Consider the following 15035-nt stretch of genomic DNA (forward strand, 5'->3'; position numbering starts at 1 on the left):
GCAAGAGGACAATGATGAGCGAGCTCAAGGGCCTATTCTATCCACGCACGCCAACCGGCAAGGCGAGCATCGTGCCGCCGGTGCCGTGGCACTATTCGGGCGATCTCATCACCCTTGAATATCGCACGGACCCGGCAAAGGTGGCCGCGCTGATGCCAGAAGGTTTCGAACTGGCGGACGAGGATCCGGGCGCGCTGGCGGCGATCTGGGCGGATTGGCAATCAACCGGTGACGATCCTGGGCAGCTGCTGGACCCGGTGCGGGTGCAGTACAAGGAAATGTTCATCGTGTGCCGCTGCAAATTCCAGGGCAAGACCTATACGCGCTGCCTGTATATCTGGGTGGACAAGGAATTTGCCATGCTGCGCGGGCAGCACCAGGGCTATCCCAAGAAGCTGGGCAGCATCCAGATGAGCCGCCCTGTCGTGGTGGGCAAGGCTGGCCCCCGACTGGAACCGGGCGGCACCTTTGGGGTGACGCTGGCAGCGTTTGATCGGCGTCTGGCCGAGGGGCGCTTCACCATCCGTGAGGAATGCGAGTCGGCGGGCTTTGTTAACGGGCACCCGATGGCGCACAGCCGCTGGATGCCTGCGATCGAGACAGACGGCACGCAAAGTCTTAACGAAGTCGTCACCATGAGCGGTTTTGACGTGGAGAAGGGCCGCTGTTTCAAGGGCGACTTCGATATTACCTATTTCGACAGTCCGGTAGAAGAATTGCTGGATATTGCACCGCAGGAAAAGATCGCGGGATACTGGCACGAGATCGGCGTTTCCTGGCGGGCTGGCACCACGCTGGCGCGCAACAATCTGGCCTGATCGCGCCGGCTCAACCCGCGCGGAGAGAGTGAATTTTCAACCTTCAGGCTCGCTGTTTCGGCGGGCCTGAAGTCGTGCCTGCTGCAAGCGTAAAAGGGCGAATTATCATGGCCTAAATTGCCAAGCCAGATTGCCCTATCCGGCATCTCATGCACCCTCGAATTCAAGGTCGGGGAAAATCATGAACAAGTTCGGCAGTACCAAATCTCTACTTCTCGTATCCGCAGCAATCGCCGGTTTTGCGACGCCCGCATTCGCGCAGGACACCGCCGCTGAACGGGCAGGGGAGCCCGAAGCGCGCGAGCGGCCCAACGAGATCGTCGTTACCGCAAGGCGGACGGAGGAATCTCTTTCCGATGTGCCGATCAGCGTTGCTGCCTACAGCCAGGAATCGCTGGATGAGCAGGGCGTTCGCAATATCGATGATATCGCCAACATCACGCCCGGCGTAACCCTGACCCGCGGCGATCAGCGCAATGCGGGCGCGGCCAATATCGCCATCCGCGGCATCTCCTCCACGGCGGGTTCTGCCACCACCGGCATCTATATCGACGATACGCCGATCCAGATCCGCAACATCGGTTTCTCTGCCTTCACGCCGTTCCCTGCAGTGTTCGATCTGCAACGTGTGGAAGTGTTGCGCGGGCCGCAGGGCACATTGTTCGGTGCAGGATCGCAGGGCGGCACGGTGCGCTTCATCACGCAGCAGCCCAATCTCAATTACGTTGAAGCCTACGGGCGCGGCGAGCTGGCCTTCACGCAAGGCGGTGATCCAAGCTACGAAATGGGCGCCGCAGTCAGCGTGCCATTGGTGGAAGGCAAGGTTGCCGGCCGGGTAAGCGGCTATTTCCGCCGCGATGGCGGTTACATCGACCGGGTAAATTACATCAACGGCAATATCGAGGACGAGAATTCCAACCACTCCGACACGGTCGTTCTGCAAGGCGCGCTGGCAATCGAGCCGACCGAGAACCTGACCATTCGCCCGTCGATCTTCTATCAGGACATCGATATCGCGGACGGCAATTATTACTGGGAAGACCTGTCCGATATCGACGATGGCGATTTCCGCAACGGCAACGCGCTGGCCAACACCAGCAGTGACCGTCTGCTGCTGCCTGCCCTCGCGATCGAACTCGATCTTGGCCCAGTGGCGCTGTTCTCCAACACTTCCTACTTCGATCGCAGCCAGAACGCGGTGAACGATTACACGGTGTTTGAATCCTCGCTGTGGGCACGCAACCCGTTCTTTCCCGCCGGCTATTTCGCACCGGCGTTCCAGGATAACCAGCAGGCCAATTTCACCCAGGAACTGCGCCTGCAATCCAATGATCCGGATTCGCGCTTTAGCTGGGTGGTCGGCGGGTTTTATTCCCGCAACAAGCAGACCGCCGCGCAGCTGGTGCAGAACACCTTCCTCCCGCAGCAGATCATGGACAATTTCGGCATCACGATCGAACAGTTCTTCGGTCAGGGGCTGATCGATGGGAAATATACGTTCGTGCTGGACGATGCTGAATCGGTGGACGAACAGATCGCCGGTTTTGGCCAAGTTGATTTCCAGGTCACTGACGAGCTGAGCCTTACGGCAGGTCTGCGCGTAAGCAGCACCAAGTTTGATGTGAACGCGCAGTTCGTTGGGCCCGTGGTCGGCCCGCCGGTGGATGACACCGGCTCGCAAAGCGAAACGCCGATCACGCCGAAGTTCGGCATCTCCTACCAGCCGGACGATGATCACCTGTTCTATGCGACGGCCGCCAAGGGCTTCCGCATCGGCGGGTACAATCCTGCCGTGGGCCTGCCGTGCGGTGTTTCCCAAGGTGCTCCCATTCCGGGCACGCCGCTGGGCAATATCGGCCTGTCCGATCGCCCAGAACTGTATGAATCGGACTCTGTCTGGAGTTACGAGGTTGGCTCCAAGAACAGTCTGTTCGGCAACAGCGTGAATGTTGAAGCCAGCGCCTTCCTGATCAAGTGGGACAATATCCAGCAGAACGTCGGCCTCGCCTGCGGGTTTGCCTTCACCGATAATCTCGGTTCGGCCACCAGCAAGGGCTTCGACGTCGCTTTCTCGGCGCTGGTCACTGACAATCTGACGCTGGGCGGACAGGTCGGCTATGTCGATGCGAAGCTGGATGAGACGGTGAGTGCAGGTCCTTCCGCACCGCTCAACCTGGTGACGGAGGGCGATGCGATCTCGCTCAACCCGTGGCAGGTGACGCTGAATGGCCAGTATGATTACGACATGCTCGGACAGGAAGGCTACACCCGCTTCGATTACAAGTTCCAGAGCAAGCAGAACGATCTGACGCCGGGCCTCAACCCGCTCAACGGCGGTGCCGATCTGCAATTGCTGCCGCGCCAGGAACTGCACCTGCTGTCACTGCGCACAGGCGTGAAGACCGATCTGCTGGATATCTCGCTGTTCGTGAACAACGTGTTCAACACGCACAAGCGCCTGTTCCGCCAGCGCGACGTGCAGTTTTCACCCCTGTTCCGTGCCACCAGCCCCCGGCCGCGTACCGGCGGCGTGACCGTCACCGTGCGATATTGAGGCCGATCAGCGAACACTCTTGAGAGGAAACAGAATGACCCGACCCACCTTGCTGGCTGGAACTGCCATTACGCTCGCCACAAGTCTTGCCATCGCCACCACGGCAACGGCACACGAACGCGATGATCTGGCCGCAGAACATGCGACAGAGATCTATTACAACGCGCAAGTGCACACGCCCGATGGCTGGGCAGAGGCCATGGCGGTGGCAGACGGGGTCATTCTGGCAACCGGTACGAATGAAGAGGTGGCGCAACTTGCAGATGCCGCCACCCGGCGCATGGACATGGGCGGTGAAACCATTCTCCCAGGTCTTCACGATGCCCATGTCCATGTGCTGTTCGCCGGTATGGAGCAATTCGCCTGCGGGTTTGAGCCGGGCGCATCGCCGGACAGGATTGCGCAGCGGGTTGGCGAATGCGTCGCCAATGCGCAGCCGGGTGACTGGATCACCGGCGGCAACTGGGTCGCCGCCGTGTTCGAGGATGGTCAGCAGAACCGCCAATTCCTGGATGCAATCGCGCCCGACAATCCAGTGGTGCTGGTGGACGAATCCCACCACAGCTCCTGGGCCAATTCGCGCGCCCTGGAACTGGCGGGCATCACCCGCGACACGCCCGATCCACTGAATGGCATTATTGACCGGGATGCCAATGGCGAACCCACCGGCCTGCTGCGTGAAAGTGCAGAAGCTCTGGTGGCCAACGCGATGCCGCCTGCCAGCGTGGCAGAGCGGGAGCGGGCTCTGCGCCTCTCCACCGCGCAGATGCTGTCTTACGGGATCACGTCCTTCAACGATGCCGGCGTTACACAAGAGAATATCGGCGTCCTTGCAGACCTCTCCGAAAGCGGCGTGATGAAGCAGCGGGTGCTGGGCTGCATCCGCTGGGCACCTCCTGGCATGGAAGGCCATGAGGAAAGCATGCAGCTCATCAACGAGCGGGGCTTTTACGAGGCCGGCCGATTTGAGCCGCGCTGCGTGAAGATCGTGCTGGATGGCGTGCCGACCGAAAGCCACACCGCCGCGATGCTGCGGCCCTATGTCGATAATCCGCACGGCCATTCGGACGGGCCGTCCACCGGCCTGCTGATGGTGCCGCAGGATGTGCTGAACGAGGCGGTGGCCAACTTCGATCGGCAAGGCCTGCTGATCAAGTTTCACGCGGCAGGGGACGGCGCCGTGCGCGCCGCGATCAATGCTGTCGCCCATGCGCGCCAGGTAAACGGCGCGGGTGGGCCGATGCATGATGTTGGCCACAACAGCTTCATCGATCCGCAGGACATTCCCCGTGTGCGCGAAGTGAACATGACGTGGGAGTTCTCTCCCTACATCTGGTATCCCACGCCCATTGCGGACAAGGATATTCGCCGCGCCATCGGTGATGAGCGGATGGAGCGTTGGATCCCCATCCGCGATGCGGTGGAAACCGGCGCGCTGGTGGTGGCCGGGTCTGACTGGTCCGTCGTCCCGTCCGTCAATCCATGGCTGGCGATTGAAACCATGGTAACCCGCCAGATGCCGGGTGGCAGCAGCAACACCGTGGGTGAGGGGCAGCGTGTCGACCTGGAAACCGCCTTCAAGATCTTCACCGCCAACGGCGCTTCGCAACTGGGGGAACGATCCACCTGGGGCTCTTTGGAGCCGGGCATGATGGCCGATTTCATCGTCACCGAGACGAACCCCTTCGAAGTGCCCATCACCAGCGTGCACAGCACCAAGGTGGCGCGCGCCTATATCGAGGGTGAACTGGTTTACGATGCCGCAAACCCCCCACAACTGACTGCCAACTGACCGCCAACTGAGGGATATCCGAGACCATGAAAATGCAGGCGAAAACCATCCTCCTGGCCGGCGCCGTCATGCTGGCGGCACCCGCATCGGCGCAGTTCAACCAGCCCAACACCTATGATCCTACCGAAGCGGACCTGATTATCGAGGATGCCCGGATCTACACGCCGGATGGCTGGGTAAGTTCCGTTGCCATTGCCGACGGTGTGATCGTGGCGGTGGGCGATGATGCCGCCGTCGCGCCACATCGCGCGGCAACCACGCAGGTGATGGATCTGGATGGCCGGATGGTGATGCCGGGCCTGCACGATATGCATGTTCATCCGCTTGGTGCAGGCATGGCACAATCGGCTTGCGACATTCCCCATGGTTCCAATGCAGAGGCCGCGCTGGCGGTGATTGCCGATTGCGCCGCCAATGCGGAGCCGGGCGACTGGATCACCGGCGGCGGGTATGACAACAACTCCCTTGGCACCACGCCCACGCGTATCATGCTGGACGAGGTTGCCCCGGACAATCCGATCATCCTGCGCGATATCAGCGGGCACAGCGCCTGGGCCAACTCACGCGCGCTGGCGATTGCAGAGATCGACCGCGACACCGCCGATCCCGATGGCGGCATTATCGAACGCGATGCCGCAGGCGACCCTTCCGGCGTGTTGCGCGAAGCGGCAGCGATGCTGGTCTCTGTCCGCATACCGGAGGTTTCGGTGGAAGAAGGCGCGGCTGCGCTGCTCTGGTCGCTGGATGAAATGATGTCCTACGGGATCACCGCGTTTGACGATGCCGGCGTTTCGGAAACCACGGCGCGCGCATATGACATGCTGGCCGATCGCGGCGATCTGAAACTGCGGGCGCGCGGGTGCTTGTGGGGCCGCGACATGTCCCTGATTGCGCGGCACATGGAGTTTGCGCGCGACAAGTTCTCTCCCACTTGCGTGAAGCTGATGCTGGATGGCGTGCCGACGGACGGACACACCGCCGCCATGGTGGACCCCTATGTGGATGGCGGCCATTCCGATCACGATCAGACCGCGCGCGAGCGTGGCCTGCTGATGATCCCGCAGGATGAGCTGAACACCCTCGTCGCCGATCTGGATCGTCGCGGCTTCACCGTGAAGTTCCACGCCGCAGGCGATGCCGCGGTGAGGGCAGGGCTGAACGCAATCGAATTCGCGCGAGAGCAGAATGGCTTCAGCGGCCAGTATCACAATGTGGGCCACAACAGCTTCGTGCAGATGGATGATATCGCCCGTGCGCGCGACATGTTCGCCACCTTCGAATTCTCTCCCTACATCTGGTATCCCACGCCCATCATCGGGGACATTCGCGCCGCCGTGGGTGAGGAGCGGATGAAGCGCTGGATCCCTGTGAAGGACGCGCTGGATGCAGGCGCGCATGTCGTGGCAGGATCGGACTGGAGCGTTGTCCCCTCGGTCAATCCGTGGATCGCTATCGAGACATTGGTCACCCGCCAGGTGCCGGGCGGCGGCGGTGAGGTGCTGGGCGCGCAGGAGCGTATCACGCTGGAGCAGGCGATCGATATCTTCACCCGCCAGTCTGCCGAGCAGATGAATTCCGGCCACGCCACAGGCACGATCGAGACAGGCAAGCTGGCCGATATGATCGTGCTTGATCGTAATATCTTCGAAGTGCCGATCACCGATGTTCATGACACGAAAGTGCTGATGAGCTTCGTGGGCGGAGAGCTGGTGTATCAGGCGCAGTAAAGAGGAGGGTCAGGCCGAAAGCTTCTTCGGTCCTCGGGCTTCCACCGCCTTTTCATCATGTAAATAGCAAAGCCAGCGCCTGCTTGCGGGTGCTGGCTTTGCTGCGTTGTTGAGAGCAGCGACCTTGCGGCTGCAGCATCGGCTAAATCCCCATCTCAGGCTGTTAAATGGGGCGATAATCTCTGTTTCACCTGCGAAATTTCCTGTTTCCCGATCAAGGGGCTGGCGCGTCTTTTTAAGGCGTGTTCCAGCCGATCTGTCGGTCACCTGTCATCAGCGTTGCTGACCCCCGGAACGCAGCCCCCACCGCCACTGTACCCCCGCAGGGTGACTTGCTGATCGCGAGGGTGAGGGGGACTATCGGGCCAATCGATAAAAAGACGCAGGCGAGGAACGGTTCAACAAATACCGACATGAATGGGGAAGTCGAAAATGCGAAAACTAATCTTGCTGGCAGGTGCATCACTTGGCGCTTTTTCCGCCGGTTCTGCTGCGGCCCAGACGGCCGCGCCGAATGATACGGACACTGCGGCGAACCGGACCGACACCATAGTGGTGACGGCAACCCGCCGGGCGGAATCGATTGAGCGTACTCCGGTCAGCGTTTCGGCCTTCGGCACCGAAACACTGGAAGCGGTGGGTGCCAAGCAGATCGACGATCTTGTCAGCCTGACGCCCGGCCTTGAGCTTGGCCGCACCCTTACAGGCTCGAACAATATCTCCATTCGCGGGATCGCGTCCGGTGCCGGCGCGGGCACGACCGGTGTCTATATCGACGATACGCCGATCCAGGTGCGCAACCTTGGCTATGGCGCGGGCACGGCATTTCCGGAGATTTTCGACCTTGAGCGGGTGGAGGTTCTGCGCGGTCCGCAAGGCACGCTGTTCGGTGCTGGATCGGAAGGCGGCACAGTCCGCTTCATCCAGACTGCGCCCGAAATGTATGACTGGTCCGCCTACGGACGCGCTGAAATTTCCACCACGCACAATGGCGATGAATCGTATGAGGCCGGTGCTGCCATCGGCGGGCCGATCGTGCCGGGTGTCCTGGGCTTTCGTGGCCACGTCTATTATCGCAAGGATGGCGGATATGTTGACGCGGTACGGGCGGATGTCACGCCCGCTGTCGACCCCGCAACCGGCAATCCGCCAGCGCCGGAATATCCCTATGCCAACCTTGTCGATTTCAACACGACGGAGGTTTTGCGCAAAGACACCAACAGTTCCAACGCGCTGACGGCGCGACTGGCGCTGGAGTTCCGCCCGAATGACTGGCTGAGCATTTCGCCATCGGTCAGCTACCAGCGCCTGCGCCGCGACGATGGCCTTGGCGCATTCTGGCTGGCAGGGTCTGACCTGGACGATGCGGATTATGTGCGCCGCGTCAATTTTCAGGGTGCACCCGGCTCCAATCCGCTGTTCACACAGGTCGATATTCCTGACCTGGAAGCATCAGAGGATACGTTCTGGCTTTACGCAGTCGATGCCGAAATCGATCTGTCCGACACGGTCCAGCTAATTAGCAGCACGTCCTACTTTGATCGGGAAAGCGAGACATTCCTGGATTTCACCGTCATCGATGCATTCCAGTATGCATTCGAATTTTTCGTGCCTGAAGGCTACAAATCAATGTCCGCCTATGGCGTGGCGCAGGAGAATTTCGTTCAGGAAATCCGCTTGCAATCCACCGATACCTCGTCCCGCTTCAACTGGGTGCTGGGCGGCTTCTATTCCCGCAACAAGCAGGGATCTACGCAGAACATCGGCAACAACTTCGTTTCCAATCTACCGGTTCTTCCATTGTTCGGCGGCGTTGCGGGCGGGCAACCGTTCGGACCGGGGTCTTCTGCGGTGGAGAATGCCTTCGGCACACCGCTGCTCGGTCCCAAGAACAGCTCCTATATCGAAAACCGCGATCTGACGGAAAAGCAGCTGGCAGGCTTTGGCCAGGTTGAATACGAAGTGATCGAAGATCTTACGCTGATCGCCGGGGTACGTGTTGCCAAAAACGATCTAGAACTTGACGCAACCTTCCGAGGCCCGCTCAACAATGATAACGCGCCCTATGGTGCACCTTGTCCTGCGGGTGAAACCTGTGTTGTCGGCTCTGGCACATTCGCGCCCGTTTACGTGGACACATCCGGCTTCAAGAATTCCGAAACCGCGATCACGCCAAAGTTCGGCATTTCGTGGCAGGCAACGCAGGATCACCTGTTCTACGGCACGATTGCCAAGGGATTCCGCCCGGCGGGTGTGAACGCCCGCGTGCCGGCAAAGTTCTGTGGACCTGACCTTGCGAACATCGGCTATGTCGATGGGCAGGGCAATGCCAGCCAGCCTGCGGTCTATGGCTCTGATTCAGTCTGGAGTTACGAAGCAGGTTCCAAGAACCGCTTCGCCAACGGGCGCGTAAATATCGATCTCAGCGCCTATTACATCGATTGGTCGAACATCCAGAACAGCGTTTTCCTGCCCACCTGCCTCTATGCCTTTGTCGATAATCTTGGCGATGCGACATCCAAGGGTATCGATCTTGCTATCGATCTTGAACCGGTTGACGATCTGCGCATCGGCGGCACCGTGGGTTATAATTCCACCACCTATCAAGATGATGTCATCACGCCCGATGGCACCGTGCTGGGTGCGGCGGGCACGCCAATCGGCGAAACGCGGCCCTGGCGCTTCTCGCTTTACGGGCAGTATGATTTTGATCGCTTCTATGGCCGTGCCGATGTCGCTCATCTTACCTCGGCGCGGGAATACGGGGAAACCGATCCGGCATCACCGCAGTTCGATCCGCTGCTGCGGCCGCTGGAATCATACACCACGGTTAACCTTCGCGGCGGTGCAAAATTCGATGAACTCGATGTTTCGATATTCGTCGAGAACCTCACCAACGCAACGCCGCTTTTCGGGCTCGACGCGCAGTTCAACAACGTGGTTTACACAGCCTCGTCCCTGCGTCCGCGCACGGTCGGGCTGACTGTTGCATACCGTTACTGATTAAACTTCGGCGCGGGTCGATTGGGCAGTGTCCGGTCGGCCCGTGTTGATCGAACAGGAGCAGATTCCACGACATGACAGGCACCCCGATCGACACTGCGACATCGCCCACGGAGCAAGGTGCTGCAAAGCTGAACCGGGTGATGGGCACATTCTCATTGACGGTGTTCGGGCTCGCCTACCTCGTGCCGCTGACGGTTTTCACAACCTTTGGCGCCGTTACCGAGATTACCCAGGGCCATCTTCCGCTAGCCTATGTCGTCACGACAATAGCGATGTTCTTCACGGCGCTCAGCTATGCCGTGCTGGTGCGCAAGATCCCCTCGGCAGGCTCCGCTTTTGCCTATGTCTCAGCCGCCTTCGGAAAGCGCGCAGGCTTTGCCACCGGGTGGACGCTGCTGCTGGACTATCTCTTACTACCGGCGATCAACTATCTGATTATCGGTATTTATCTTAACGCCTATTTTCCTGGCATTCCCAGTAGCCTCTTCATCATCGCTGCCATCCTGCTGGTCACGGGCCTCAATGTGGTGGGGGTAGACGTGGTGAAGCGGGCCAGCCTGTTGCTGGTGGTGGCGCAGATCGTTTTCGCCGCGGTTTTCGTGGCAATCGTATTCCTGAGGCCAGAGACAGAGTTTGTTTCCTACCCTTTCTACTCACCGGGTTTAGAATGGGCCGGGCTGCTGGCAGGTGCGGCGATCCTGTGCTTGTCATTCCTGGGTTTCGACGCCGTTTCCACCCTTTCAGAAGAGGCGCGTGACCCCGAAAAAAGCGTGCCGCGCGCGATCTTGCTGACCGCGCTTCTGGGCGGGGCGATTTTCATCGTGCTTTCCTATGCGGGCACGCTGGTGCTGGGTGACTGGCGGCAGATCCAGTCGGCCGATACCGCAGGGCTGGAAGTGATGAAACCACTGGGGCCCATCGTTTCCGCGGCCTTCATCGCCGCCTATCTGGCTGGCTGCGTAGCCTCCGCCATTGCTTCGCAGGCCAGCGTTTCGCGCATCCTGTTCGCCATGGGCCGCGAAGGACAATTGCCAAAATCATGGTTCGGGCATCTGGACCGCAGGTTCAACACGCCGACCTATGCCATCTGCACCGTGGGCCTGTTTTCCCTGATCGCGGTGTTCATCTCTCTGGAAAGCCTTGCATCGCTGATCAGTTTCGGGGCGCTCTTCGCGTTCTCAATCGTCAATCTTTCGGTGCCCTTCATTTTCAGGGAGAAGCTTGGCCGCAAGACGGGGGCCATCATCCTGCGATATCTGGTGTGTCCGATCATCGGTCTGCTTCTCACCATCTGGCTGTGGTTCAGCCTTTCTGGCCTGGCACTGATGATCGGCTTGCTGTGGCTGGTGGTGGGGCTTATCATTTCTTTCACGTATAAATCAGCCGAAGCACCAGTATGAGCGGGATGCAGTGTATGCAGGTCCAGAACCGGCCGAAATGAGCGAGCCGAACGATGCATTGCAAAGGCGCAAGCCGCGAAAGGCCGACGATCCGGACCCGGAGCTGGAGCGTATAGCCGGCCAGCTTGCGCTGGCGATTTCATCCGTCGGCTCCACCAGTTTCGGAGACAGCCTTGCCGCCATGCTGGAAGGGATGAGCGGCTATACCTCGACAGTGGTCGCCGCCTTTTCAGAAGGGGCAAAGCCGGTGCGCCTGCACAGCGATCTCAGCCCGGACGACGAGAAGACGACGCTGCGCCCCTATTTCGATGGCACCTACCTGCTAGACCCATGGTACAACATGGCAAATTCGCAGATCGAGGACGGGGTGTATCGATTGTCGGACAATGTGCCCGACGGCTTCCGCAAGAGCGAATATTACCTGACCTATTATGATTCCACCGGGCTGATTGACGAGTGCGGCATCTTCGTACGCCTCAGCAAACAGATTAGCCTGGTCACGATGCTGGGCATCCGTGCAAGCGACGAGGGCGCGCTCAGGCGTGGGCAGTTGAAGCAATTGCGCGCGCTGTTCCCCGCCATTCGCGAATTGATGTATCGCCAGTGGTCCAGCCTTTCCACCATCTCCGGCAATTCAAACGACAATCTGCAAAGCATATGTGGCGCGCGGGGCCTGGTGGGGCGCGAGATCGAGGTGACCGGCTATCTGCTGCGCGGCTATTCCAACAAGATGATCGGCCGCGAACTGGGCATCAGTCACGAGACGGTGAAGGTCTACCGAAAGCGCATCAATCGCAAGCTTGGCACTCGCAGCACGCGCGAAATATACTCCATGTTCTTCCGCAAAAGCTTCTAGGCTCCAAGCCGTTGAAGATCAGGCTGCGGCCGCCTGCGAAAGCAGCTGGCCCGACACATCTTCAATCGCCTGATCCAGCGCATCCACCAGCTTATCCACCTGTTCGCGAGAGATGATCAGCGGTGGCGACATGATTACCGTATTGCCCACGGGCCGCACGATCACACCCAGTTCGCGGGCACGGCCAAAGACGATTTCCGCCGCGGCAAGTTCTGGGGCGAAGCTTGTCTTGCTGGCACGGTTGGCCACCAGCTCCACACCGGCCATCAACTGCTCCCCGCGAACATCGCCCACGATCTCGTGCCGGGTCAGGCCCTGCAAACGCTCCTGTAGGTAAGGGCCTGTATCCAGAACATTGGCGAAGACATCCTCCTGCTCGTAAAGCTCGATGGATTTCAGCGCGGCAGCACACGACACCGGGTGGCCTGAATAGGTGAAACCGTGCGTCAGCACGCCGCCCGGCCCCTGCGGCACGCTGATCACCTCGTGAATGCGATCGGAGAAGATCGCCGCACCGATGGGGCAATAGCCAGAACTAATACCCTTGGCGGTGATCAGAATGTCCGGGACATGGGCGAACCTGTCTTCAGAAGCGAACCAATGGCCCAGCCTGCCGAAGCCGGTAACCACCTCGTCCGCGATGTAGAGAATGTCATTCTCCCGGCACAGATCGGCCATGCGGCGGTGATACCCTTCGGGCGCCACCAGAACGCCCCCGGCGCCCATCACGGGCTCTGCAATGAAGGCGGCGATATTTTCCGCGCCCAGCTGCATGATGCGGTAGCGCGCTTCGTCGACAAGGAAATCACAGAACTGCGCTTCGTCCATCCCGTCCGGCCGGCGAAAGCAATCGGCTGCCGAAAGGTGGTGCACGATGTCCTCTGCGATCCGATCAAACCCATAGTGGATGCCGTGAATACCCGTCAGCGCGGCGGCGAAGTAGGTCGATCCGTGATAGCCGTTGTGGCGCGACAGGATCTTCTTCTTTGCTGGTTTGCCAAGCCGATTGAAATAGTAATGCGCCAGCCGCACCGCAGTGTCATTCGCGGTGGAGCCGCCGGTGGTGAAGAAGACGTGGTTCAGATCACCCGGTGTACGCTCCGCCAGCTTGCGCGCCAGCAGGGCGGCGGGAGTGTTGGTTGAATGGCCAAAGGTGTTGAAATAGCCCAGCCGCGCGGCCTGTTCGCCCATGGCGCTGGCAATCTCGCGGCGGCCATGGCCAAGGTTGACGCACCACAGGCCGGCAATACCATCCAGGTAGGATCGCCCGTCCTCATCGGTGATCATCATCGCATCGCCGTGGCTCATCACCTGGCTGCCGGTTTCCGCGAAAGTCGTAAAGTCGGTGTAGGGATGGATGAAATGATCCCGATCAGCACGCCAGCTATCCGATTTCGAAGTGCCATCCATTTCGTTGCTCCAAAGATGCGTCAGCTTTAACTCTGCGGATAAAAGTAGTGCGCATGGAAAAAGCCGATAGTCCCCCCCACGGGTTATAGGGTCTGAAACCGCTTTCGGTGCCGTTGTACCCTATCGGGGTAGCTTGAAAGCGGCTTGCAGACTGGTTCACACAGGCCCTTTGACCCAACCGGCAAGGGGATGCGGTAGATGAGCGAGGACCTGAAGATCAATGGCGCGCGGCTGTGGGACAGGCTGATGGAAATGGCCAGGATCGGTGCGACCGAGATGGGCGGCTGCAATCGCCAGGCGCTGACCGATCTCGACAAGCAGGGGCGCGACCTTTTCATATCGTGGGCCAAGGCCGTTGGCTGTACGATAGCGGTGGACGAGGTGGGCAATATCTTCGCACGGTTGGAGGGGAGTAATCCCGACGCAGATCCCATCCTGATGGGCAGCCATCTCGATACGCAGGCAACCGGCGGCAAGTTTGACGGTGTTTACGGCGTGCTGGCCGCGCTGGAAGTGGTGCAGACGCTGGTCGAGGCGAAGCACGTCGTCGCGCCGCCACTGGAGATTGCCGTCTGGACGAATGAGGAGGGGTGCCGCTTTCCGCCTGCCATGCTGGGGTCGGGCGTGATGAGCGGGGCCTATTCGCTGGAGCAGGCCTATGCCTCTACGGACAAGGAGGGCAGGACGCTGGGCGAGGAGCTGGATCGCATCGGCTACCGCGGCACATTGCCCGCCTCGCCCAGACCCTATGCCGCCATGCTGGAGGCGCATATCGAACAGGGCCCGATACTGGAAGCCGACGAGAAAACCATCGGCGTGGTGAGCGGCATTCAGGGCGCACACTGGTTTGACCTGAAGGTGACGGGTGCCTCCGCCCATGCAGGCCCCACGCCAATGGCCATGCGCAAGGATCCGTGGCGCGCCGTGGCGCCAATCGTATCGCAGGTTCTGCAACTGGCCGATGATCACGCGCCATGGGGGCGTGCAACCATCGGCGATGTGTCGGCCGATCCGGGTGCGCGCAACACGGTGCCACATACTCTGTATCTCAGCATAGATATCCGGCACCCGGAGGAGGGCGTGCTTGCGAGTATGGAAGAAGAGATGCGCTGCATCATCGCGGATGCCTGCGCCGCGGCCAATGTTACCCATTCCCTGCAAGAAGTGTGGCACATGCCGCCCACCACCTTTGCACCGCATCTGGTGGATACCATAGAGGTTGCCGCAGACGCGCTGGGCTATTCCAGCATGCGGCTGGTCAGCGGTGCGGGGCATGACAGCTTGCACACTGCGCAATTCGCGCCGACCGCGATGATCTTCGTGCCATGTGCCGACGGGCTGAGCCACAACGAACTGGAATCGGCGGAGCCTGCCGATCTGGAGGCGGGGGCCAATGTCCTGCTCCGCGCTATCGCAAATCTGGGAGAGGCGCAGGCACGCGATTGATGCCAGGCTTTGCGGAAGACGGCCGG

General features: G+C 60.3%; 9 protein-coding genes. 8 read left to right on the forward strand and 1 reads right to left on the reverse strand.

From position 1 onward, the window contains the following. Positions 1 to 14 precede the first annotated feature (14 nt). From GRF63_RS06460 to GRF63_RS06490, 7 genes are all read left to right on the forward strand, one after another. Complete coding sequence (locus tag GRF63_RS06460; protein ID WP_160485104.1) at positions 15 to 818, forward strand: acetoacetate decarboxylase family protein; 804 nt, start codon at positions 15 to 17, stop codon at positions 816 to 818. 181 nt (positions 819 to 999) lie between these two features. Next, positions 1000 to 3372, forward strand: coding sequence for a TonB-dependent receptor (locus GRF63_RS06465; RefSeq protein ID WP_160485105.1), 2373 nt, complete (start codon positions 1000 to 1002; stop codon positions 3370 to 3372). 34 nt (positions 3373 to 3406) lie between these two features. Further along, positions 3407 to 5164 (forward strand): amidohydrolase, encoded by a 1758-nt coding sequence (locus GRF63_RS06470; protein WP_160485106.1) that lies wholly within the window; start codon positions 3407 to 3409, stop codon positions 5162 to 5164. A 26-nt stretch (positions 5165 to 5190) separates the two neighbouring features. Continuing rightward, positions 5191 to 6891, forward strand: coding sequence for an amidohydrolase (locus tag GRF63_RS06475; RefSeq protein ID WP_160485107.1), 1701 nt, complete (start codon positions 5191 to 5193; stop codon positions 6889 to 6891). Between the two features lie 432 nt (positions 6892 to 7323). Further along, positions 7324 to 9894: a TonB-dependent receptor gene (locus GRF63_RS06480; RefSeq protein ID WP_160485108.1), complete on the forward strand. Its 2571-nt coding sequence runs from the start codon at positions 7324 to 7326 to the stop codon at positions 9892 to 9894. A 74-nt stretch (positions 9895 to 9968) separates the two neighbouring features. Next, complete coding sequence (locus tag GRF63_RS06485) at positions 9969 to 11297, forward strand: APC family permease (protein WP_160485109.1); 1329 nt, start codon at positions 9969 to 9971, stop codon at positions 11295 to 11297. 37 nt (positions 11298 to 11334) lie between these two features. Beyond that, complete coding sequence (locus GRF63_RS06490) at positions 11335 to 12153, forward strand: helix-turn-helix transcriptional regulator (protein WP_160485110.1); 819 nt, start codon at positions 11335 to 11337, stop codon at positions 12151 to 12153. Positions 12154 to 12171: 18 nt separating this feature from the next. Here GRF63_RS06490 and GRF63_RS06495 read toward each other — a convergent pair whose 3' ends face one another. Beyond that, positions 12172 to 13563 carry an aminotransferase gene (locus GRF63_RS06495; protein WP_160485111.1) on the reverse strand — a complete coding sequence of 464 codons (1392 nt, stop codon included), beginning with the start codon at positions 13561 to 13563 and terminating at the stop codon, positions 12172 to 12174. Positions 13564 to 13761: 198 nt separating this feature from the next. On the opposite strand from GRF63_RS06495, the gene GRF63_RS06500 reads away from it, so the two are divergent. After that, positions 13762 to 15009, forward strand: a complete 1248-nt coding sequence (locus GRF63_RS06500) for a Zn-dependent hydrolase (RefSeq protein ID WP_160485112.1) — start codon at positions 13762 to 13764, stop codon at positions 15007 to 15009. Positions 15010 to 15035 lie beyond the last annotated feature (26 nt).

This window comes from Aurantiacibacter rhizosphaerae, from assembly GCF_009807005.1.
Taxonomy (GTDB): domain Bacteria; phylum Pseudomonadota; class Alphaproteobacteria; order Sphingomonadales; family Sphingomonadaceae; genus Alteraurantiacibacter; species Alteraurantiacibacter rhizosphaerae.